Here is a 22394-nt window from a genome sequence, read left to right as displayed (position 1 = left end):
TTCAAGGCGTATAGCCTTCCGAACGCATGCGCAGGAGCAGCTCCCGCCAGCGGGACACCCGATCCACCGGGCTGGTGGCCTGGGCGGCACCGCCGACAAAGACGCCCTGCATATTGAAACTGAACACCGGCACGAGGTCGGGGCGCCCACTGGCCGGCCGGATCTCGGTGATGAGGTTGTCGAGCACCAGAGGCACCGCATCGGGCGAAGGGTAGTAGCCCAGCACCATATGCGCCTGACTCACGCTGCTGCCGGCCCCGCCCACCTGGGCCCGCACGTAGGTCATGCGCAGGCGGTCTTCCGGCACCCCCAGCTCACGCAGGGTAAAGTACTTGGCAAAGACGAAGTCCTCACAATCCCCCGCCCCCCGAGCCAGGGTTTCAAGGGGGGTGGCCCAGTAGTCGGCCTGGGACCACACCACGCTATCCTCGGCAAAGCGGATGCGCCGATTGAAATACTCATTGATCCGGCGCAGCTGCTCGTCTTCGCTCAAGCCACGCCATCCACCCACGGCACTGCGCCACGCCTCGATCGCATCGCTGCCCGCCTGGCCGAAGCGCTGCTGCGCAACCTGGCGCATGCGCTCCACCTCGAAGCCCCCCAGGGCCAACCCGATGCCCAGCAGGCAGACAGCCCCCAACACGCCGCCCTGGCGACGAACTGCCGCAAGGAAGGATGGGCCGGTAATGGGAGACGTGGATGGCATTGAAAGGGTGGAAACCATGGACGCGCCTTGCGGAGCGCCCTGCAGCAGACATGCCTTCTGGATGAGTGGATATTCGGGCCGAACCAGCCTGAATCAACGGCGGGGCGCCGAAAAAGTTAAGCTTCGGGTTCCGCAGCCGTCAACTGTGAAATATTTGTTCAAGGCATTCATCCAGTCAGTGCAACAGCCTCGGAAAAGAAATAATGCTCAAAGCAAGCGCTGAACGACGCCTAGAATCTGGCCTTGTTCCGGACCCGAGTCCGTGCCCCCCATGACGATGCGTATGCCGTCCCCTGACCTCCCATGAACGAGATGACAATGTTCAAAGCAACAAAGCTCTCCGCCAGCCTCGCTCTGTGCTTCGTGGCACTCTCCTCCGCCCAGGCCGGCACCCTGCCGGACGCCATCGAGAAAGCCGTTCTCCGCAACCCTGAAGTGCTTGCCCGCCTGCACAACTACCAGGCCTCGGATGCCGAGCGCGACGTGGCCCGCGGCGGCCTGTTTCCGCGTATCGACCTGCAGGGCTACACCGGCCGCGAGCGCCGCGAGACCCCTACCACGCCATCCGACACCTACACCCGCCCCGGCTACCAGCTGCAGCTGCGCCAGCTGATCTTTGACGGCTTCGCCACGGGCAACGACGTCAAGCGCCTGGGCTTTGCCCGGGCCGTGCGCTACTACGAGCTCCTCGGCACCACCGACGAGACCGCCTTCGAAGCCGGGCGGGCCTATCTGGATGTCCAGCGCTACCGTGAGCTCAGCAAGCTGGCCCAGGAGAACTGGGCCATCCACAAGGAAACCGTCGATCAGATCGAACGACGGGTGAAAGCCGGCGTAGGCCGCCGCGTCGACCTCGAACAGGCCTTCGGCCGCCTGGCCCTGGCCCAGTCCAACTGGCTCACCGAAAGCTCCAACCTCCACGATGTCGGCCAGCGCTACCAGCGGGTAGTTGGCGAGGCACCGCCCGACACGCTGGAAGCCGCCCCCGCCCTGGGCCAGCAGCTGCCCCTCGAGAAGGATGTGCTGCGCCAGGCCATCGTCGACAACCCCACGTTCCGGGCGGCCGTCGCCAACATCCGCTCATCCCGCGCCAACATCGATGTCCAGCGCGCCAGCAACCTGCCCACCGTCGAGCTGCGGGCCAGCACCGGCATGGACAAGAACCTGCTCGGCGTGAGCGGTGAAACCAATTCCACCGCCCTGCAGGTGCTGCTCAACTGGAACCTCTACAAGGGCGGTTCCGACGAGGCCCGCATCCGTCAGTCCCACGAGCAGCTCTACAACGCCACCGATCTGCGTGACAAGGCCTGCCGCGACGTTCGCCAGCAGACCGCGATTGCCTGGAACGACGTCAAGAAACTCAAGGAGCAGCTGATCTACCTTGAGCAGCATCAGCTCTCCACCGAGAAGGCCCGTGACGCCTACCGGCAACAGTTCGACATCGGCCAGCGCAGCCTGCTCGATGTGCTCAACACCGAAAACGAACTGTTCGACGCCAAGCGGGCGACCGTGCGTGCCCGCTACGACCTGACCCAGGCCGAGCTGCGTGTGCTCACCCAGACCCACCGCATCCTGCCCAGCGTGCAGCTCACCCCGGCTGCCCGGACGGCACCCGAAGAAGCCGGCACCGCTGCCGACCCGTCTCAGGACGAGAACCTGCAATGCAGCACCGAGCTGCCTGTCGTCGCCCCCCTGGACACGGTGGGTGCCATGCGCGGCCGTCCCGAGCCTGCCCCGGTGCCCCTCCCGGTTGCCAGTGCTGTGGCTGCGGCGGCCATTCCTGCTGCTGCCGCACCTGCCACCACACCTGCCATCGAACCGCTGGTCAGATCCTGGGCTGCCGCCTGGTCGGCGAAAGACTTCAAGGGCTACAAGGCGTTCTATTCAAGCCGCTTCCAGCCCGAGCAGGGCAAGCTCGACGCCTGGATGGCCCTGCGCGAGAAGCGCCTCGCCAAACCGGGTGAGATCAACGTGGCCGTTGAAAACGTGAAGGTGCATAGCATCTCCGCCACCGCCGCCGAGGCCAGCTTTACCCAGAACTACCGCTCTGCCGACTTCAAGGACTCCATCCCCAAGACGCTCCATTACGAGCTCGAAAACGGGCAATGGAAGATCGTCCGCGAATCGAATCGCTGACCCTGCCCTGCTCCCCGCCCTTGCGGAACGGGGAGCAGGCAATAAAAACGGGAGCCTGGTGGCTCCCGTTTTTTATTTGGTCTGGCTGTATCTCAGAGATGCGGCTGGATGATGCGCCGGTAGAACTCGTGAAAATGCTGCATCCCGTCTTCATAGGGCGACTGGTACGGCCCCACTTCGTTGCGGCCTTCCTTGAGCAGGGCCAGGCGGCCACGATCCATGCGCTCGCCGATATCGTCGTCCTCAATGGCGGTTTCCATGTAGGCAGCCTGCTCGGCCTCGACAAGATCGCGCTCGAACTCGAGGATCTCTTCCGGGTAGTAGAACTCGACCACGTTGGTGGTCTTGTTGACGTCCGTCGGGATCAGGGTGCTGACCACCAGCACATGGGGGTACCACTCGACCATGATGTTGGGGAAGTAGGTGAGCCAGATCGCCCCGTGCTTCGGCATCTCGCCACCGTGGTAGGCCATCACGGCCTCATGCCAACGCTTGTAGGTGGGTGAGCCGGGCTTCTGGAGGGAAGTGATGCCAACCCGCTGCACCGAATACCACTCACCGAACTGCCAGGTCAGATCGTCGCAGGTGACAAACTGACCAAGCCCCGGGTGAAAAGGCACCACGTGGTAGTCCTCGAGGTATACCTCGATGAAGGTCTTCCAGTTGTAGTTGCACTCGTGGATCTCGACCTTGTCGAGCTTGTAGCCCGCAAAGTTGAGCTCGCCACCCACCTGCATGCCTGCCAGATCCGCGTTGGCGGAACGGGGACCCTTGAACAGCAGCCCCTGCCAGTTCTCGAGCTTCTGACGCTGCAGGTTGAGGCAGGGATTCTCGGCGAAATGGGGGGCACCGATGAGCAGGCCATCGGGATTGTACGTCCAGCGGTGGATCGGGCAGACGATGTTCCGGTCGGCCTGGCCGGACCCCTGCAGCATGATGGCCTGACGATGGCGGCAGATGTTGGACATCTGGTAGTGACCATCATCCCGGTTGATCAGCAGCTTCGAGTGGTCCAGCCATTCGAGAGAGCGGTACTGATCGACTTCCGGCACCATGAGTTCGTGGCCGACGTAGCCAGGACCGGCATCGAAGAGGAGACGCTTCTCCAGCTCGAAAACCTTGTCGTCGAAATACCACGAGACCGGCAACTGGGAAACTGCCGGCGAAAGAAGTGCCTGAGAAGCGATGTCAGACATCCCGAACCCCCTGATTCAAAGCGAAAGCCCGAAACGTAAAACCCAAGATTATATATTATTACGCGTTTGACCTGAAGCCCGGCCATAGGCTATTTTTACGGTTTCCCCCACGTCGGATCCGGCCACGCATGGTCAAGCCCTCCAAGTCTCCCAGTTTCGAATCTGCCGTCTCCGAGCTGGAATCCATCGTCCAGGAGATGGAAAACAGCCAGCTCCCCCTTGACCAGGCGCTGGCCGCCTACCAGCGCGGCACGACGCTGTTGCGTCAGTGCCAGGACGTCCTGAGCAAGGCCGAGCAGAGTATCCGCATCCTCGAAACCTCCGACACGGAAGCCCCCTCCGCATGAGCACGCCGACTTTCAGCCAGTGGATGGCAAGCATCCAGGAGCGCATGGAATCAGCGCTCGACCGCGCCCTTCCCGCACCGGAGATCACCCCTGCCCGCCTCCATGAAGCCATGCGTTATGCCGTCCTGGGTGGCGGCAAACGCGTGCGTCCGCTGCTTGTGCACGCCGCCGGCGACATCAGCGGCGCAGCCCCCGAGCGCCTTGACCGGGTGGGCTGCGCCCTCGAGATGATCCACGCCTATTCGCTCGTGCACGACGACATGCCGTGCATGGACGATGACACCCTGCGCCGCGGCAAGCCCACCGTTCACGTCCAGTTCGACGACGCCACCGCCCTCCTCGTCGGGGATGCCTTGCAGACCCTGGCCTTCCAGCATCTCGCCGAGGCTCCGGTCAGCGATGACCCCCAACGCCAGCTGGGCATGCTCCGGCAGCTGGCCATCGCCTCGGGTTCCCGCGGCATGGCGGGCGGACAGGCCATCGACCTGGCCTCCGTGGGGCTGCAGCTGGACCTGGCCGAGCTGGAGTTCATGCACATCCACAAGACCGGCGCCCTGATCCGGGCATCCATCGGGCTTGGCGTACAATGCGGCCGCGATCTCAACGAAGATCAAATGGCCTCGCTGGATCATGTGGGCAAGGTGATTGGCCTGCTTTTCCAGATCGTCGATGACATCCTCGACGCCGAAGCCGACACCGCCACGCTGGGCAAGACTGCCGGCAAGGACGCGGCCAACGACAAGCCGACCTACGTCAGCCTGCTGGGCGTGACACGGGCCCGGGCGCTGGCCGAAGAGATGTGCCAGGACGCACTTGACCGTCTCGCCGCCTTCGGCGAACCGGCACGCCGCCTCTCGGAGCTGACACGCTTCATTGTCCACCGACAGTTTTAAGCGCCGCCCGAACAACCAAGAATACTCATTAACGACCCGGTAACCCGGAATGCCCCTCGGAACGCAGCCCGCCACTCCCCGCAGCAGCCTGCTGGAAAGCATCGCCTCGCCCGCGGATCTGCGCCAGCTCGACCCCAGCGAACTCCCCCAGCTGGCCGACGAGCTGCGCAATTTCCTGATCAGCTCCGTATCCCGCACAGGCGGACATCTCTCGTCCAACCTGGGCACCATCGAGCTCACCGTCGCCCTGCACTACGTTTTCAACACGCCCGAAGACCGCATCGTCTGGGACGTGGGCCACCAGACCTACGCTCACAAGGTACTCACCGGCCGCCGCGAGGCCATGGCCGGTCTGCGCCAGTACCAGGGCATCTCGGGCTTTCCGCGGCGCTGCGAAAGCGACTACGACACCTTCGGAACCGCTCACTCGTCCACCTCCATCTCCGCCGCCCTCGGCATGGCGGAGGCCGCACGCATGCGCGGCGAGGACCGCCGCGCCATCGCCGTGATCGGTGACGGCGCCATGTCCGCCGGCATGGCCTTCGAGGCCCTCAACAACGCCGGAGACATCCACGACACCAACCTGCTGGTGATCCTCAACGACAACGAGATGTCCATCTCGCCGCCGGTGGGTGCCCTCAACAAGCACCTGTCGCGCCTGCTGTCCGGCAAGCTCTACAACGGCGCCCGCAAGATCGGCAAGCGCTTCCTCGAGAACCTGCCTCCGCCGGTCTTCGAGCTGGCCCGCCGCACCGAGGAGCACGTCAAGGGCATGGTCATGCCCGGCACCATGTTCGAAGAGTTCGGTTTCAACTACATCGGCCCCATCGACGGTCACGACCTTGAATCCCTGCTCCCGACGCTGCAGAACCTGCGCACCCTGAAGGGCCCCCAGTTCCTGCACGTGATCACCCGCAAAGGCCAGGGCTACAAGCTGGCCGAAGCCGATCCCATCCTCTACCACGGCGTCTCGCGCTTCGACCACACCGCCGGCATTGCCACGGGCAAGGACGCCAAGGGCGGCGGCAAGCTCACCTACACCCAGGTGTTCGGTGACTGGCTGTGCGACATGGCGGCCGCCGACGAACGGCTTGTCGCCATCACCCCGGCGATGCGTGAAGGCTCCGGCATGGTGCGCTTTGCCCAGGAGCACCCGAACCGCTATTACGATGTGGGCATCGCCGAGCAACATGCCCTGACCTTCGGGGCCGGACTGGCCTGTGAAGGCTTCAAGCCGGTGGTCGCCATTTACTCGACCTTCCTGCAGCGGGCCTACGATCAGCTCATCCACGACATCGCCCTGCAGAACCTCCCGGTCATGATGGCCATCGACCGGGCGGGCCTGGTGGGCGCCGACGGCGCCACCCACCACGGCGCCTTCGACATCTCCTACCTGCTGTGCGTCCCCAACCTGACGATCTTCTGCCCGGCGGACGAAAACGAGTGCAGGCAGATGCTGTACACGGCCTATCAGCACCATGGCCCCACCGCGGTCCGCTACCCCCGCGGCAGCGGCCTGGGTGTCGTCCCCCAGGCCACGATGCAGACCCTGCCCATCGGCAAGGGTGAGATCCGCCGCACTGGCAGCCGTACCGCGCTGCTGGCCTTCGGCAGCCTGCTGGGCGCCGCCTTGCAGGTCGGTGAGGAGCTCGATGCAACGGTCGCCAACATGCGTTTTGCCAAGCCCATCGACCGGGACCTGATCCTTCAACTGGCCGACACCCATGATCTGCTGGTCAGCCTTGAGGAGAATGCCACCATCGGCGGTGCAGGCACCGAGATCGCCCGAGTGCTTCATGAGGCCGGCAAACCGACCCGGCTGCTGCAACTCGGCCTGCCTGACCGCTTCATCGATCATGGCGATCAGACTCAGCTGATGGCCGAAATCGGCCTCAATGCCCAAGCCATCCGGCAGCGGATTGAAGAGGCCTATCGGCCGAATAGTTGAGTGCTTTTGTCGGGAATGATAGGATCGATCCAATCAGGGGCCGTAGATCCCCATTCCCCAACGAGATTTAACGAGAACAGTCATGACCACGTGTGAAGCCCCCACCCCGATTCCGGACGTCCAGAACTCCGCGGATTCCCGTCAGCTCGCCATCAACAAGGTTGGCATCAAGTCCATCCGCCATCCGATCCGGGTCCAGGACAAGAACGGCGGCGTTCAGCACACCATTGCCGTCTTCAACATGTACGTCGGCCTGCCCCACAACTTCAAGGGCACCCACATGTCCCGCTTCGTGGAGATCCTGAACAGCCACGAGCGCGAGATCTCTGTCGAGTCATTCGAGCCCATGCTGCGCGAGATGGTCCGGAAGCTCGAAGCCGAGACCGGCCATGTGGAAATGACTTTTCCGTACTTCATCAACAAGGCAGCCCCCGTCTCCGGCGTCCAGAGCCTGATGGATTACGAGGTCACTTTCATTGGTGAAATCCGTGAAGGCGGCACCTACGAATTCACCATGCGCATCGTCGTGCCCGTCACGAGCCTGTGCCCCTGCTCAAAGAAGATCTCCGCCTACGGCGCCCATAACCAGCGCTCCCACGTCACAGTCACCACCACCACCAACGATCACCTGTGGATCGAAGAGCTGGTGCAGCTTGTCGAAAGCCAGGCCTCCTGCGAGCTTTTTGGCCTGCTCAAGCGGCCCGACGAAAAGTTCGTCACCGAGCGCGCCTACGACAATCCGAAGTTCGTCGAAGACATGGTTCGTGACGTTGCCGGCAGTCTCAACCGGGAAAGCCGCATCGATGCCTACATCGTCGAGTCGGAGAACTTCGAATCCATTCACAATCACTCGGCCTACGCGCTGATAGAGCACGACAAGCGCATGCACTGAGCGCAGCTACGCCCCCACCAGAACGAGGGGGCAGCAGAAATCCAGGACGAAAAAAAACGGAACCGAAGTTCCGTTTTTTTTCGTCCTGGAAAAACTCAGGCCTTGGCAGCAGCCTTGGCAGCGAAGGACTTGTAGTCCAGCTTTTCCTTGATACGTGCGGACTTGCCGGAGCGGCTGCGCAGATAGTAGAGCTTGGCACGACGGACATCGCCGCGACGCTTCACTTCGATGCTGGCCACCAGCGGGGAGTAGGTCTGGAACGTACGCTCCACGCCTTCGCCGGAAGAGATCTTGCGAACGATGAAGCCGGAGTTGAGGCCACGGTTACGCTTGGCGATGACGACGCCTTCGTAAGCCTGCAGACGCTCGCGGTTACCTTCCTTGACCTTCACCTGGACAACCACGGTGTCGCCGGGGGCGAACTCGGGGATGGCCTTGCCCTGGGTCAGGCGGGCGATTTCTTCTTGTTCCAGCTGCTGAATGAGGTTCATGCGTAACTCCTGAAAAAATGAGGCCTGTGGCCTTTCGTGCAGAGCAGGTCGCCACCTGATGCACGGCTTTGTTATGAAACCGGAAGACTAGGTCTCCGGCTTCTTTTCTGACTGCCGGAATGCTTCCAGCAGTCGGAACTCTTCCTTGCTCAACGCGCGTCCGGCAAGCAGATCAGGGCGCCGCTGTTCGGTACGCCCCAGAGACTGCTGCAGTCTCCAGCGCCGGATTTCGGCGTGATTGCCCGACAGCAGCACGTCCGGAACACTCACCCCGTGATACTCCACCGGGCGGGTGTAATGCGGACAATCCAGCAAGCCATCCACAAACGAATCCTCCACCGCGGAGTCTTCGTCGTTCAACGCGCCAGGCAACTGCCTGATCAGCGCATCGAGCAGGACCATCGCCGGCAATTCCCCCCCCGAAAGGACGAAATCACCGAGGGAAATCTCTTCATCCACACAGCGATCGATCAGGCGCTGATCAACGCCCTCATAACGACCGCACAGCAGGATCAGTGACGGCTCGGCCATCAGCTGACACACCTTGCGGTGGTTCAGCGGCTGGCCCTGGGGCGAGAGATAAATCACCCGCCCTGCGGCACCTATGGACTCAATCTGCCGGGCCTTCGCACCAGCAATGGCTTTTTCCAGCGGCCCCGGCAACATCACCATCCCCGGGCCACCGCCATAAGGACGGTCGTCTACGGTGCGATGGCGATCTTCGGTGAAATCCCTGGGATTCCAGCAGTGAATCTCGTAAAGCGCCCTGTCCCTGGCGCGTCCGGTAATGCCGAACTGCGACAAGGCAGAAAACATTTCGGGAAACAGGGTCAGGACATCATAGGCCTTCCGGCCCTCGGCAGACGTCACCAATCCGCGTCCCACTCCACAACAATCTTCCCTGCGGCCGTGTCCACCGCTGTCACATACGCGGCGACAAACGGAATCAGCCGTTCGGTATCCCCATCCTGGATCTGCAGCACATCATGCGCTCCGGTGGAGAGCAGGCCCGACACCTTGCCGTAAGAGAGCCCTGCCGCATTGAACACTTCCAGCCCGATCAGATCGGCCCAGTAATATTCATCCTTTTCAGGTTTGGGCAAGGCCCCACGGGGTGCAGCCACAAAGTATCCGGTTACAGCCTCGGCACCGTTGCGGTCGGGCACTTCGGCAAAGCTGGCAACGATGCCACCCTTGCCATGTTCCCTGCAGGCTTTCAGCGTGTAGGGCGCCCATTCCTTCCCGTCCGGGTCGGTGGACAGCCACCACTGAGGCATCTGCCTCCACGACAGCGGATCATCGCCGAAGGGATGAACCTTGACCCAACCCCCGACGCCAAAAGGCGCAACAATGCGCCCCAGGACGATCATGGATGGGTCTTGAGACAGATCAGAAGACCCTGACAACTCAGGCAGCCGCCTTGGCAGCCTGCTTCACGAGACGGGAAACGGTGTCGGACAGCTGGGCACCGTGACCTTGCCAGTGGGACAGACGCTCGGCGTTGACCACCAGGCTGACGGCATTGCCGGAAGCGACGGGATTGTAGTAGCCGATGCGCTCGATGAAACGACCGTCGCGACGATTGCGGGAATCGGCGGCAACGATGTTGTAGAAAGGACGCTTCTTGGAACCGCTGCGGGCGAGACGAATAACAACCATGACTTGTTCCTGATCCGATGGAATGGAAAAACGTCGGATACTAAATCACGAGCAGAAAAACATCAAGGCGTATGCGGCATCAAGCATCCATGGGCGATTCTGGCCTCAACCCGCAATGGGATCCATGAATGCCGAAACGCGGCACATATCACGGCGATTTAATTACAATGATGGCCTGGCCACGAGACTTTCCAGGCAATGAGCGCCGCCGAACCCAATCTTTCCGATCGTACAGCGCCAGTTCTCGACTGGCTGGCTTCCAATCTATCCACCGACGCCGATCTGGAACTGGCAACCCTCGTTCGCCATCTCGAAGAGCTCGGTCGCTCGGATGTCAGCCGCAGCCAGCTTCACCGATGCCTGGATCTTCTGCACTCCCGCAGCATGGCGATCAGCCGGCAGTTCCGGGAGCGTCTGGCCGGCGCCTCTCTGCCACTCACACTCGGGCTCCATCGCTCCGCCACACGGCTCGTGTCGGCCCTTGGCAAACTGGCCGACGGTCACGCAGAGGTTCTCGAGGAAGTCCGCCACCGTCTGGTCAGAACCCTACGTCGCAACCCGGCCACCATCAGCGCCAAAGCGCTCGAGCTCCTGGGCGAACAGCTAACCATCGCCCATCTGGCAGGCAACAGTGCTCCCTATGAATTCTGGCTCAAGGCTCACTCCCTCTATGTCGGCAGCACTTCAGAGGCAGAGGTCGGGAACGGCAATGAGACCCCCGAGAGCGCCAAAGCCGCCTACAAATACCTGCTGGCGTTTTCTGCGGCCCACCCGGAGGGCCTGACCGGCAGGGAGATCTGCTGGCTTTCCGACTTTCTCACCAGCAACGCAAGCAGCACCTCGATCCGCCAATCAGTACCGGGCGAGGACGAAATGGGGTGGTTCTGGCTCGATCCCGACCAGGACACCCAACCCATGTCGATTCACCGACGCAATCCGCCCCACGTGGACGGACTCATTTATTTCTCGGGTGAAGAGCTCGCCCGCCGGGCCACCTCCCTGATCGAGATCCTCGAGGGTGAAGCCTCCCTCCCCGCCGGCTTCCATGCGGGGCTGGAGCGGAGCGAGGCAGCAACACTGTTGCGTCGCGTACGGGAATACTGGGCCTGCCCTCCCCGCCGGGAACACTCCCGGCGGCGCAGTCAGTACGCGGTCAGGGTGTGCTGCGGCCTTGATACCATCTGGAAGATGCTCCGGGACCCGGGCCTGCCCCATCAGGCGCGCTACTTCTCCGAGTGGATGGTGGTGAATGAAAGCCCCACCGGCTACGCGATCATGCAGGTCACCGGCAACGCCAACGAGCTCAATGCCGGCATGGCGCTGGCCCTGCGCCGAAGTGACGACGAGCCATGGACGCTCTGCGTGGTGCGCTGGATCCGTACTGAAACCCCTGAGCAGATCGAACTCGGCCTGCAAGTCCTTGCCAACTCGGCCAAGCCCGTTACGGTCGGCTTCCGCAACGCCACCCGGACCCGCCCGATGAGTCCGGCGCTGGTGCTCCCCCCCGTTCAGGCCCTCGGCCGCCAGCAGGCCATCCTGGCCCCCGCCGGCACTTACTCGGCCCGGCGCTTCATGCTGGTATCCGACACCAATCGCCTCTACGTTGCCCAGGGGCGGCTGCTCAGCCTGGACATGCAGACCGCCGCGGTAGAGCTCTTCCAATACGAGATTGACCCCTACCCCCTCTAGGCAGCTCCCTTACCCTCCTCGAGCAATTGCCCGAGGGACACATCCATTGCAGCATCGGTTGCTGCCAGCAGCCTCTGCCAAGGGGCCTGCACACAGGCTTCGGGACCTCCGGATACCGTCCCCGCATCCGGAGGCGAGGCCAGCCCGAAAAGGCTCACCAGCTCCGCCACCCGCACACTTTCCGCCGAGCGGGCCAGCAACCAGCCGCCGGAATCCCGCCGCACCACGATTCTCGACGACGCCAACACGGCGAGCACGTCCCTGACCTCGTCGTGACCGACCCGCGCGACACCCGCCAACTCCTCAACCCCACGGCAATCCCCGCTCGATTGCGCCTCTGCCAGTTCGCAGAGCATCAGCAAGGCCACATACAAGGTTCGCCCCGGAAACACCGGCAGCGGCCGGCGTCGCAGGCTGCGCTCCGGAAGCACTGCAGCGACGACCGCCCCCAGCAAGATGATGATCCACGACAGGTAGAGCCACAGCAGAAAGATCGGAACAACCGCAAACGCGCCATAGACCAGGGTGTAACTCGGGAAGTGCGCCAGATAGAGGCTGAACAGGCGTTGCATGACGAGGAATCCGGCGGCGGCCAACAAGCCCGCCAGACCGGCATCGACGAACCTCACGCTGCAATGGGGCACGGCAAAATAAAGGGTTGAAAACACCCCCGCCAGCACCCCCAGGGACACCAGCCGCAGACCCGCCACCTCAAGCCAAGCAGGCTCGTTCATGAAGTCCAAGGACACACTCAGCATGGCCCCCGCCGCAAACACGCCGCCGGCCAGCAGAAGCGGCCCCAGGGACAGCACCGCCCAGTAAGCCACCAGACGCGTCGCCCAGGCCCGATGTACCTGCACACGCCAGATCTGGTTGATCACCTGATCGATGGTCCGCATCAGCATGATCGCGGTCAGGATCAGCACGACCCCACCAACAATGGTCAGATTGGTGGTCTTCTGGCTGAACTGGAGTGCATAGGTGGCGATGACCTTGCCGGCCTTTTCGGGCAGGAGGTTGTCGAGTAGGAAGCCTCTGAGGGCATCTGCGAAACGCTGCGACTGGGGAAACTGGCTGAACACCACCGCCACGAGCGTCACGAAGGGCACGACGGAAAGCAAAGTGGTGAAGGCAAGGCTCGCCGCCACCTGGGAGCAGCGCCCTTCGCTGAAACGCCGGGACACCGCGCTGGACAGCAGCCGCAAGGCCCGCAGGTTCGCGCGGAAGCGATGCCCGGAATCGAGCTCTGAGTTCATTTACGTATAATGCCTTTCCGCTTCACAGACCCCACCCATGCAGGAAGTCCTCGTCCTCTATTACAGCCACCGGGGCTCGGTCCGCGCCCTGGCAGAAATGATTGCCCGGGGTATCGATTCCGTGCCCGGCGCATCGGCAAGGCTGCGGACCGTACCACGCGTGTCCACAGTTTGCGAAGCCACCGAACCCGACATCCCCGACCGCGGCGCGCCCTACGCCGAAATGCGTGACCTGGAAGAGTGCATCGGCCTCGCCATCGGCAGCCCTACGCGCTTCGGCAACATGGCCGCACCGATGAAGTATTTCCTCGACAGCACTGCAGGCCCCTGGCTCTCCGGCGCCCTGGCGGGAAAGCCCGCCAGCGTGTTCACCTCGACCGCCAGCCAGCATGGCGGCCAGGAAAGCACCCTGCTATCGATGATGACACCGCTTCTTCACCACGGCATGCTGATCGTCGGACTGCCCTTCTCCGAGCCCGATCTGACCCGCACCCGCAGCGGCGGGTCCCCCTACGGGGCAACGCATTGGGCGGGGAAGGACGAGAACACCCAACTCACCGACGAGGAAAAACGCCTCGCCACGGCCCTGGGCAAGCGCCTGGCCGAAACTGCCCTCAAGCTCGCCACCCAATGAAACCCAAGACCCTGTCCCTGATTGCCAGCATCACCCTGCTCAGCCTGATTGCCTTGTGCCTCGCCTGGGAAACCATGCTGGCGCCACTACGTCCAGGCGGCTCCTGGATGACCCTCAAGGTCCTGCCCCTGATGGCTGCCCTCTTTGGCATTCTGAGAGGCACGCGCTACACCTACCAGTGGAGCTCGATGATGATCCTGCTTTATCTCACCGAAGGCGTCGTACGCACCAACGACGCGGCCCCCGGCAACGCACTGGCGCTGGCGGAGGCCGTTCTGAGCGTGATCTTCTTTGTGGTCGTGGTGCTCTACTCGCGCAACACCGCACCCTCGCGGCTGGCCCAGGCCTCAAAGGAGACCTGAGCCCGCACACTCAGACCTGCGGGTTCATCTTCTCCGTACCCGCCTGGATCTTGTTTAGGGCATTGAGATAGGCCTTGGCAGAGGCCACGATGATATCGGTGTCGGCGCCCTGACCATTCACCACCCGCCCGTCCTTGGACAGGCGTACGGTCACTTCGCCCTGGGCGTCCGTACCGGTGGTGATGGCATTCACCGAATACAGCAGCAACTCCGTTCCACTGTTGGCCACCACCTCGATTGCCTTGAAGGCCGCATCCACAGGGCCTGAACCGCAGGACTCCGCCTTGGCCTCGCTGCCACCCACTGCAAGCGTCACCCGCGCGCAGGGCGTTTCACCGGTTTCCGAGTGAAAGGACGAGGACAACAGACGGAAATGCTCCTTCGGCTCCGAACTCTCGTCGCTCATCAGCGCCTGCAGATCCTCGTCAAAGATCTCGTGCTTCTTGTCGGCGAGTTCCTTGAAGCGGGCAAAAGCATGGTTGAGTTGCTCCTCGGAGGTGATCTCCACGCCCAACTCCTGGAGACGGGAGCGGAACGCGTTACGCCCGGAGTGCTTCCCCATCACCAGCTTGTTGGTCGTCCAGCCCACATCTTCGGCACGCATGATTTCATAGGTTTCGCGATGCTTGAGCACACCATCCTGGTGAATCCCGGATTCGTGGGCAAACGCGTTGGCACCAACGATCGCCTTGTTGGGCTGAACCGGAAAGCCGGTAATCCCCGAAACCAGCTTGGAGGCCGGAACGATCTGGGTGGTGTCGACACGGGTATCGCACAGGAAGACATCCTTGCGGGTCCGTACTGCCATGACGATCTCTTCGAGTGATGCGTTACCGGCACGCTCACCAAGGCCATTGACCGTACATTCCACCTGTCGTGCACCGGCCCGCACGGCAGCCAGCGAGTTGGCGACGGCCAGCCCGAGGTCGTTATGGCAATGCACCGACCAGACCACCTTGTCAGCCCCGGGCACACGCTCGATAAGGCTGCGGATAGTGTCGGCAAACTGCTCCGGAACGTTGTAGCCGACGGTATCCGGCACATTGATCGTCGTGGCACCGGCCTTGATCACGGCCTCGAAAATGCGGCACAGGAAGTCGATCTCGGAACGGCCAGCATCCTCCGCCGAGAACTCGATGTCGTCGGTGTACTCCTTCGCCCAGCCAATGGCCCGCACGGCCTGCTCGACCACCTGATCGGGGGTCATGCGCAGCTTCTTCTCCATGTGGATGGGGCTGGTGGCGATAAAGGTGTGGATGCGGCCGGACGCAGCGGGACGAATGGCCTCGCCGGCACGGCGGATATCGTTCTCGTTGGCCCGCGCCAGGGAACATACAGTGGACTCCCGAATCGCTTCGGCCACCGCCTTGACCGCGTCGAAATCGCCATTGGAAGCGGCCGCAAAGCCCGCCTCGATGACATTGACCTTCATCCGTTCGAGTTGCCGGGCAATACGCAGCTTTTCATCCCGCGTCATCGATGCTCCGGGACTTTGCTCGCCGTCGCGCAGGGTCGTGTCGAAAATGATCAGCTGGTCGTTCATGATAGGCTCCCGCCGGTTCTTTGTATTTGGATTGAGGCGCACTCCCGACGTTCAATCGCCGGGGAATGCAGGAGTTCGGGTGTTGATCTGGGCTCCGGACACACCCGGGCTGCACAGAGCAGTCTTCGGGCGCGGGGCCTTGGACTATAAATCAGACTTTTCTGGCGCTGCAACCGAAGCGCTGCGTCGACGCCCCTTCAGCCAGGCCCACGCCCCGAGCACATAGCCGGAGACCGCGTAGCAGAGGAACAGGCCGAAAAGCACGCCCGGCGGATAGCTGGACACCAGCAGAAAGCCGAGAACGAAGGCGATGATGACGATGAAGGGCACGCTGCGACGCAGGTTGATCTCCTTGCCGCTATAAAACAGCACGTTGCTGACCATGGAGATGCCGGCAAAGATGGTAAGCGCGCATCCATACCAGCGCACATCGGGCCCCGCAATGCCGTTGTCGATCATGACCCAGACCAGCCCGGCAACCAGCGCCGCCGCCGCCGGGCTGGGCAGGCCCTGGAAGTAACGCTTGTCGATGACATCGATGTTGGTATTGAACCGTGCCAGCCGCAGGGCCGCACCGGCGCAGTAGATGAAGGCTGCCATCCAGCCGAGCTTGCCCATGCCCTTGAGGGCCCATTCGTACATGATCAGGGCCGGTGCCGCACCAAAGGACACCATGTCGGACAGGGAGTCGTACTCGGCACCGAAGGCACTCTGGGTACGTGTCAGGCGCGCCACCCGACCATCCAGACCATCCAGCACCATGGCGATGAAGATGGCCACCGCCGCCTGCTCGAACAGACCGTTCATGGCCTGCACAATGGCATAGAAGCCGGCGAAGAGTGCCGCCGTGGTGAACAGGTTGGGGAGTATGTAGATACCCTTGCGACGCCGTTCCGGGTTGAGCAGGGGCTTGCGGGATTGCTGATCGGCCATGGAGGGGACGATGGGTGAAGTCGAACGCGATTGTAACGCAGGACACCGCCCCGGACCCGAAAACGACACGGGGGACTTTCGTCCCCCGTGCGCGCTTCAAGTCAGGTGCGATCAGTTCTTGGACTGGTCAACCAGCTTGTTGGCCTTGATCCACGGCATCATGTCACGCAGCTGGGCACCGACGGTCTCGATCGGGTGCACGGCGTTGAGACGACGACGGGCGGTCATGGACGGGTAGTTGGTCTTGCCTTCCTGAATGAACATCTTGGCGTATTCGCCAGTCTGGATGCGCTTCAGGGCTTCACGCATGGCATAGCGGGACTCTTCGTTGATGACTTCCGGGCCAGTCAGGTACTCGCCATACTCCGCGTTGTTGGAGATGGAGTAGTTCATGTTGGCGATGCCGCCTTCGTACATCAGGTCGACGATCAGCTTCAGCTCGTGCAGGCACTCGAAGTAGGCCATTTCGGGGGCGTAGCCGGCTTCGGTCAGGGTCTCGAAGCCCATCTTGACCAGCTCGACCGCACCACCACAGAGAACAGCCTGCTCGCCGAACAGGTCGGTTTCGGTTTCTTCACGGAAGTTGGTCTCGATCACGCCACCCTTGGTGCCGCCGTTGGCAGCAGCGTAGGACAGGGCGATGTCGCGGGCCTTGCCGGACTTGTCCTGGTACACAGCGATCAGGGACGGCACGCCGCCACCCTTCAGGTACTCGGAGCGCACGGTGTGGCCGGGGCCCTTCGGAGCAACCATGATCACATCCAGATCGGCACGGGGCACGACCTGGTTGTAGTGCACATTGAAGCCGTGAGCAAAGGCCAGCACGCCACCCTGCTTGATGTTCGGCTCGATGTCGTTCTTGTAGACGTCGGGAATGTTCTCGTCCGGCAGGAGAATCATGACCACATCGGCGGCACGAACGGCTTCAGCCACTTCGGCAACCTTCAGGCCAGCGCCTTCGGCCTTGGCCCAGGAAGCGCCGCTCTTGCGCAGACCGACCGTCACATTGACGCCGGAGTCGCGCAGGTTCTGGGCGTGGGCGTGGCCCTGGGAGCCGTAACCAACGATGGTGACCTGCTTGCCCTTGATCAGGGAGAGATCCGCATCCTTATCGTAATAAACCTTCATTTCATGCCTTTCTGACAAAAGAGGAGCAAGTCACGGGACGGCACGGACATCGGAGTCCGGGCCTTGCCCCGCATCAAACTTTCAGGACCCGGTCACCGCGGCCAACGCCGCAGATCCCGGAACGAACGGTTTCGAGAATCAGGCCCGCATCGATCGCACCGACAAAGGAATCAAGCTTGGCCTGATTTCCAGTCAGCTCGATCACGTAGCTGGTATCGGTCACATCGATGATGCGCCCCCGGAAGATGTCGGCCATACGCTTCACTTCCTCCCGATCCTTGCCCGTAGCCCGCACCTTGACGAGCATCAGCTCGCGCTCGATGTGGGCGGATTCGGACAGATCGACCACCTTGACCACCTCGACCAGCTTGTTGAGGTGCTTGGTGATCTGCTCGACGACATCGTCCGACCCGGTCGTGACGATCGTCATGCGGGACAGCGACGCGTCTTCGGTCGGAGCCACGGTGAGCGACTCGATATTGTAACCACGGGCGGAAAACAGGCCGGAGACGCGCGAGAGCGCCCCGGATTCATTCTCGATGAGAAGGGAGATGACGTGTCTCATAGGCGTTGTGTTCTGGATGACCATCAGCCCGCGCAACCATGCGGCGTCGAGCCTCTGTGATGATTCGGGAAGCCGCTGCAAGCCATTTCCCACAGCAAGCTTTCCTGAGGGTCAGAGGTCCTCGGCAGACAGGATCATGTCCGTCAGGCCCTTGCCGCCCTGAACCATGGGATAAACGTTCTCGGTGGCATCAACCTGGAAATCAAGGAAGACCAGATCGTTCTTCTGCTTGAAAGCTTCCCGCAGGGCACCCTCCACATCACCCGGCTTGTCGACGCGCAGACCGACATGGCCATAGGCCGCAGCAAGCTTGGGGAAATCGGGCAAGGCGTCCATGTAGGATTCGGAGTAGCGATTGCCGTGGAACAGCTCCTGCCACTGACGCACCATGCCAAGGTAGCCGTTGTTGAGCAGGATCACCTTGATGGGCAGGCGGAACTGCTTGCAGGTGGACAGTTCCTGGATGTTCATCTGGATCGAGCCCTCGCCGGTAACACAGGCGACTGGCGAACCCGGATGTGCCAGCTGAACCCCCATGGCTGCAGGCAGACCAAACCCCATCGTGCCAAGCCCACCGGAATTCACCCAGCGGCGCGGCTTGTCGAACTTGTAGTACTGGGCCGCCCACATCTGGTGCTGGCCCACATCGGAGGTCACGAAGGCATCGCCACCGGTGACCTCCCAGAGCTTCTGGATAACGTACTGGGGCTTGATCAGCCCTTCGCCCTGGGTAAATTTCAGGCAGTCACGACGGCGCCACTCATCGATCTGTTTCCACCACCCCCCGAGGGACTCCTGATCGGGCTTCTCGGCAGTGCTGTCGAGGAGCGCCAGCAACTCGCCAAGCACCTCGCCCACGTCGCCGACGATGGGCACGTCGACCTTGACGCGCTTGGAGATGGAGGAAGGGTCGATGTCGATATGGATGATCTTGCGCGGCTCGGACGCAAAGTGCGCCGGACTGCCGATCACCCGGTCATCGAAGCGCGCACCCACGGCGAGCAGAACGTCGCAATAGTGCATGCCCATGTTGGCTTCGTAGTTGCCATGCATGCCGAGCATGCCGAGAGACTGCCGGTCCGTCGCCGGGTAGCCACCCAGGCCCATGAGCGTATTGGTACAGGGAAAACCGAGCTTGCGCACCAGCGCCGTCAGCTTGTCGGCAGCATCACCCAGAACCACGCCACCACCGGCATACACCATGGGGCGCTTGGCCTCGAGAAGCAGCTGCAGCGCTTTCTTGATCTGGCCGTGATGCCCCTTGACCGTCGGGTTGTAGGAGCGCATCGACACCGTCTGCGGGTAGACGAACTCGCACTTCTGGGCGGTGATGTCCTTGGGGATATCCACCAGCACCGGGCCGGGCCGGCCGGTCTTCGCCAGATAGAAGGCTTTCTTGATCGTCTCGGCGATATCACGCACATCACGCACGAGGAAGTTGTGCTTGACGCACGGACGGGTGATGCCGACCGTATCGACTTCCTGGAATGCGTCCTGGCCGATAGCCGCCGAGGGCACCTGACCCGAGATGACCACCATCGGAATGGAGTCACAGAACGCCGTTGCGATGCCCGTGACCGCATTGGTCGCGCCGGGGCCGGAGGTCACCAGCGCAACCCCCACCTTTTCGGTGGAACGCGCATAAGCATCCGCCGCGTGAATGGCAGCCTGCTCATGACGGACGAGGACGTGACGGACCTTGTCCTGCTTGAAGAGCTCGTCGTAGATGTACAGGACGGCGCCGCCGGGATAGCCGAAAAGATAATCGACCTTTTCTTCCTGGAGGCACCTGATTACAATTTCTGCACCGGTAATGACCATCACTGCACCCGAGCTATATCGGCGATGTAAAACGTTGAACCATACCGCCGACCCGGCGATTGGTCAAGGCGCACCGTATCGGTGCCACTCTCCCTGACACTGCAGCATCAACCGACGACCCCGGGAGCACCCGGCCCGGATCACCGAGGATCACCCCCTGCCATCCCGTCTCGAACTATCGGACTTCCTCGCCAGCGTCGAAAAAAGGGCCTTCAAGCAAGCCTTGTTCGCGGTCCGCAACGAAGAGTCTGCACTCGACATCGTGCAGGACTCGATGATGCGGCTCGCCGAGAAGTACGGCGACAAGCCGCTCGCCGAACTCCCCATGCTGTTCCAGCGCATCCTGCAGAACGCCATCCGGGATCACTACCGTCGCCAGAAGGTCCGCAACATGTGGACCACGCTGCTGTCCGCCTTCTCCGGTCCCGAGGACGACGAGCACGACCCCCTCGACACCCTGGAGTCCGCCGACAGCGATCACAAGAGCGAGTCCCCGCAGACCCAGCTGGAACAACGCCAGACTCTCGGCGTCATAGAAAGGGAAATCGAAAAGCTTCCGGCCCGTCAACGCGAAGCCTTCCTGATGCGTTACTGGGAAGAAATGGACATCGCTGAAACGGCAGCGGCAATGGGATGCTCTGAAGGCAGCGTGAAGACACATTGTTCGCGCGCCACGCACACCCTTGCCGCCGCACTTGCTGCAAAAGGTATCAAACCATGAACGAACACGACTTCCAGCTACGGCTCCGCCAGCACCTCAACGTGTCGGCGCGCAACGTTTCCACCCCGGTTGCCGACCGCCTGCTCCAGGCCCGTCAGCGCGCCCTTTCCCGGCAGAAGAAAACGGTGAGAAAGCTCAGCCTGGCCGGGCTCGGTCAGACCTTCTCCGAGCACGTCCTGCCCCAGGGGCGTACGGCGCTGGCCATGATCGTGGTTGTCCTTGCGGCCCTGGGCAGCGGTTTCCTGGGTGAATGGCAGCACGCCGCCGACCTTGAAGAAGTCGACAGCGCACTGCTCGCCGACGACCTCCCGATTGACGCTTACCTGGATCGCGGATTCGACGCATGGGTTCAAAACGACTCGCCCGACTGATCGCGGTTTTCGTCGTCGCCTGCTCGACCCAGGCCGTCGCCACGCCCCCGATCACGGCACCGGCCTGGAAGGATCTGTCACCCGACCAGCAGCGCACGCTTGCCCCCCTGGCGAGCGAGTGGAAGGATCTTCCTGACGACAGACGGCGCAAATGGGTCGGCATTGCTGATCGCTTCCCGGGTTACACCCCCGAGGAGCAGTCGCGCCTGCAACGGCGGATGGAAACATGGTTTTCCCTCACGCCCGAACAGCGCACCACGGCACGGGATCAATACCGCAATCTTCAGCGCATTCCCCCTGAAAAGCGGGAAGTTCTCCGGGAAAAGTGGAACGCCTACCAGGAGCTTCCCAACGAGGAGAAGACCCGCTTCAAGGAAGCCGCAGCCAAACCGCCGGTCAAGGCAGCGCGCACAAAAACTGCCGCCGCCCCCCTCAAACCCCTGACGGAACCGCCGCCGCCCCGCGTCATCGTGCCACGCAAGCCTGTTGTCGTGGCTCCGCCGCCTGCGCCGGAGCCCGTCTCGCCCCCCATCCCTGCCCCCCCCCTTCATACCTCCACTGCTGAGGCAGTCACACCTGCTGGCCAGACCGTCACCGCAGGCGTCAAACCCTGATTTCACCCATGTCCTCACAAGCCACTGCAAGCGGAGGGCCGTCCGCTCGCCCGCAGACTGTCGAACTCGCTGGACTGCGCCGCCGGCTCGCCAGCATGCTCTACGAATCCCTGCTGCTGCTGGGTGTCCTCGCCCTGACCTTCATGGTGCCCCTGCTAATCCTTGGCATCGGCACTGATTACACGCCTGGCGGCGGCGTGCTCTGGATCTACATATTCGCCGTGCTCGGGATGTACTTTCTCTGGTACTGGCGCCGCGGCGGGCAGACGTTGGCCATGCAGACATGGAAACTGCGCATCGTGAATAGCGACGGCAAACCCGTATCCCTGCGCCAGGGCTGGATCAGGTATGCACTGGCATGGCCTTCAGTACTGCTTTTTGGCGTGGGGCTGGTCTGGGCCCTGATCGACAAGGACAGACAGTTTCTTCATGACCGACTGGCGGGCACCCGTATCGTGCTGCTGCCCGCATCCACCCTGATTTGAACGC

At 62.5% G+C, this 22394-nt stretch carries 24 protein-coding genes; 12 read left to right on the top strand and 12 right to left on the bottom strand.

Annotated features, from left to right (window positions below):
* Position 1: 1 nt before the first annotated feature.
* Positions 2-724, bottom strand: a complete 723-nt coding sequence (locus L6Q67_RS01575) for a transglutaminase-like cysteine peptidase (RefSeq protein ID WP_296564177.1) — start codon at positions 722-724, stop codon at positions 2-4.
* Positions 725-1024: 300 nt separating this feature from the next.
* Here L6Q67_RS01575 and L6Q67_RS01570 point away from each other — a divergent pair, with 300 nt between their 5' ends.
* Positions 1025-2842, top strand: coding sequence for a TolC family outer membrane protein (locus tag L6Q67_RS01570; RefSeq protein ID WP_296564174.1), 1818 nt, complete (start codon positions 1025-1027; stop codon positions 2840-2842).
* Between the two features lie 92 nt (positions 2843-2934).
* Here L6Q67_RS01570 and L6Q67_RS01565 read toward each other — a convergent pair whose 3' ends face one another.
* On the bottom strand, positions 2935-4038 hold the full coding sequence (locus L6Q67_RS01565) for an aromatic ring-hydroxylating dioxygenase subunit alpha (protein WP_296564164.1): 1104 nt from the start codon (positions 4036-4038) through the stop codon (positions 2935-2937).
* 128 nt (positions 4039-4166) lie between these two features.
* Between L6Q67_RS01565 and xseB the strand changes: the two genes are divergently transcribed.
* The 4 genes from xseB (at position 4167) to folE2 (ending at position 8118) form a co-directional block, all read left to right on the top strand.
* Positions 4167-4385 (top strand): exodeoxyribonuclease VII small subunit, encoded by a 219-nt coding sequence (gene xseB / locus L6Q67_RS01560; RefSeq protein ID WP_296564161.1) that lies wholly within the window; start codon positions 4167-4169, stop codon positions 4383-4385.
* Positions 4382-5278: a polyprenyl synthetase family protein gene (locus L6Q67_RS01555; RefSeq protein WP_296564158.1), complete on the top strand. Its 897-nt coding sequence runs from the start codon at positions 4382-4384 to the stop codon at positions 5276-5278. The genes xseB and L6Q67_RS01555 overlap by 4 nt, the downstream gene beginning before the upstream one ends.
* A gap of 49 nt (positions 5279-5327) precedes the next feature.
* On the top strand, positions 5328-7226 hold the full coding sequence (gene dxs / locus L6Q67_RS01550; protein WP_296564155.1) for a 1-deoxy-D-xylulose-5-phosphate synthase: 1899 nt from the start codon (positions 5328-5330) through the stop codon (positions 7224-7226).
* Between the two features lie 82 nt (positions 7227-7308).
* On the top strand, positions 7309-8118 hold the full coding sequence (gene folE2 / locus L6Q67_RS01545; protein ID WP_296564152.1) for a GTP cyclohydrolase FolE2: 810 nt from the start codon (positions 7309-7311) through the stop codon (positions 8116-8118).
* A gap of 95 nt (positions 8119-8213) precedes the next feature.
* Here the strand turns inward: folE2 and rplS are convergent, their stop codons facing one another.
* The 4 genes from rplS to rpsP form a co-directional block, all read right to left on the bottom strand.
* Positions 8214-8609 carry a 50S ribosomal protein L19 gene (rplS, locus tag L6Q67_RS01540; RefSeq protein ID WP_296564151.1) on the bottom strand — a complete coding sequence of 132 codons (396 nt, stop codon included), beginning with the start codon at positions 8607-8609 and terminating at the stop codon, positions 8214-8216.
* A gap of 87 nt (positions 8610-8696) precedes the next feature.
* Positions 8697-9479: a tRNA (guanosine(37)-N1)-methyltransferase TrmD gene (trmD, locus tag L6Q67_RS01535; protein WP_296564149.1), complete on the bottom strand. Its 783-nt coding sequence runs from the start codon at positions 9477-9479 to the stop codon at positions 8697-8699.
* Positions 9476-9979 carry a ribosome maturation factor RimM gene (rimM, locus tag L6Q67_RS01530; protein WP_296564147.1) on the bottom strand — a complete coding sequence of 168 codons (504 nt, stop codon included), beginning with the start codon at positions 9977-9979 and terminating at the stop codon, positions 9476-9478. The genes trmD and rimM overlap by 4 nt, the downstream gene beginning before the upstream one ends.
* A gap of 37 nt (positions 9980-10016) precedes the next feature.
* On the bottom strand, positions 10017-10268 hold the full coding sequence (gene rpsP / locus L6Q67_RS01525; RefSeq protein ID WP_296403811.1) for a 30S ribosomal protein S16: 252 nt from the start codon (positions 10266-10268) through the stop codon (positions 10017-10019).
* 198 nt (positions 10269-10466) lie between these two features.
* On the opposite strand from rpsP, the gene L6Q67_RS01520 reads away from it, so the two are divergent.
* The gene (locus tag L6Q67_RS01520; RefSeq protein ID WP_296564145.1) at positions 10467-11957 is read left to right on the top strand and encodes a hypothetical protein; all 1491 of its coding nucleotides are present in this window, start codon (positions 10467-10469) and stop codon (positions 11955-11957) included.
* Here L6Q67_RS01520 and L6Q67_RS01515 read toward each other — a convergent pair.
* Positions 11954-13213, bottom strand: coding sequence for a YihY family inner membrane protein (locus L6Q67_RS01515; RefSeq protein WP_296564143.1), 1260 nt, complete (start codon positions 13211-13213; stop codon positions 11954-11956). The genes L6Q67_RS01520 and L6Q67_RS01515 overlap by 4 nt on opposite strands.
* 37 nt (positions 13214-13250) lie before the next feature.
* On the opposite strand from L6Q67_RS01515, the gene wrbA reads away from it, so the two are divergent.
* Together wrbA and L6Q67_RS01505 are read left to right on the top strand one after the other, a co-directional pair.
* Positions 13251-13847, top strand: coding sequence for an NAD(P)H:quinone oxidoreductase (wrbA, locus tag L6Q67_RS01510; protein WP_296564141.1), 597 nt, complete (start codon positions 13251-13253; stop codon positions 13845-13847).
* Entirely contained in the window at positions 13844-14209 is a 366-nt protein-coding gene (locus L6Q67_RS01505) for a DUF2069 domain-containing protein (RefSeq protein ID WP_296564139.1), read from the top strand. The genes wrbA and L6Q67_RS01505 overlap by 4 nt, the downstream gene beginning before the upstream one ends.
* A 10-nt stretch (positions 14210-14219) precedes the next feature.
* Here L6Q67_RS01505 and L6Q67_RS01500 read toward each other — a convergent pair whose 3' ends face one another.
* The 5 genes from L6Q67_RS01500 to L6Q67_RS01480 all read right to left on the bottom strand — a co-directional run bounded on the left by L6Q67_RS01500 (position 14220) and on the right by L6Q67_RS01480 (position 20199).
* On the bottom strand, positions 14220-15752 hold the full coding sequence (locus tag L6Q67_RS01500) for a 2-isopropylmalate synthase (protein WP_296564136.1): 1533 nt from the start codon (positions 15750-15752) through the stop codon (positions 14220-14222).
* A gap of 144 nt (positions 15753-15896) precedes the next feature.
* Positions 15897-16685, bottom strand: a complete 789-nt coding sequence (pssA, locus tag L6Q67_RS01495) for a CDP-diacylglycerol--serine O-phosphatidyltransferase (protein ID WP_296564133.1) — start codon at positions 16683-16685, stop codon at positions 15897-15899.
* A gap of 111 nt (positions 16686-16796) precedes the next feature.
* Positions 16797-17813, bottom strand: coding sequence for a ketol-acid reductoisomerase (gene ilvC, locus L6Q67_RS01490; RefSeq protein ID WP_296564131.1), 1017 nt, complete (start codon positions 17811-17813; stop codon positions 16797-16799).
* Positions 17814-17886: 73 nt separating this feature from the next.
* Positions 17887-18378 carry an acetolactate synthase small subunit gene (gene ilvN / locus L6Q67_RS01485; RefSeq protein WP_296565190.1) on the bottom strand — a complete coding sequence of 164 codons (492 nt, stop codon included), beginning with the start codon at positions 18376-18378 and terminating at the stop codon, positions 17887-17889.
* A 111-nt stretch (positions 18379-18489) separates the two neighbouring features.
* Complete coding sequence (locus L6Q67_RS01480; protein WP_296564130.1) at positions 18490-20199, bottom strand: acetolactate synthase 3 catalytic subunit; 1710 nt, start codon at positions 20197-20199, stop codon at positions 18490-18492.
* Positions 20200-20305: 106 nt separating this feature from the next.
* Between L6Q67_RS01480 and L6Q67_RS01475 the strand changes: the two genes are divergently transcribed.
* Genes L6Q67_RS01475 through L6Q67_RS01460 form a run of 4 tightly spaced genes read left to right on the top strand, consistent with a single transcriptional unit; the run spans position 20306 to position 22390 of the window.
* Positions 20306-20920 carry an RNA polymerase sigma factor gene (locus tag L6Q67_RS01475; RefSeq protein WP_367171623.1) on the top strand — a complete coding sequence of 205 codons (615 nt, stop codon included), beginning with the start codon at positions 20306-20308 and terminating at the stop codon, positions 20918-20920.
* On the top strand, positions 20917-21291 hold the full coding sequence (locus tag L6Q67_RS01470) for a DUF3619 family protein (protein ID WP_296564128.1): 375 nt from the start codon (positions 20917-20919) through the stop codon (positions 21289-21291). Before L6Q67_RS01475 ends, L6Q67_RS01470 begins: the two co-directional genes overlap by 4 nt.
* The gene (locus L6Q67_RS01465; RefSeq protein WP_296564127.1) at positions 21264-21905 is read left to right on the top strand and encodes a DUF3106 domain-containing protein; all 642 of its coding nucleotides are present in this window, start codon (positions 21264-21266) and stop codon (positions 21903-21905) included. The genes L6Q67_RS01470 and L6Q67_RS01465 overlap by 28 nt, the downstream gene beginning before the upstream one ends.
* A gap of 8 nt (positions 21906-21913) precedes the next feature.
* Positions 21914-22390 carry an RDD family protein gene (locus tag L6Q67_RS01460; protein WP_296564125.1) on the top strand — a complete coding sequence of 159 codons (477 nt, stop codon included), beginning with the start codon at positions 21914-21916 and terminating at the stop codon, positions 22388-22390.
* Positions 22391-22394 lie beyond the last annotated feature (4 nt).

It is taken from the genome of Zoogloea sp., from assembly GCF_023150065.1.
Taxonomy (GTDB): Bacteria; Pseudomonadota; Gammaproteobacteria; order Burkholderiales; family Rhodocyclaceae; genus Zoogloea.
The sequence above is the reverse complement of the archived record's forward strand: the minus strand, read 5'-3'. Positions and strand labels throughout refer to the sequence as shown.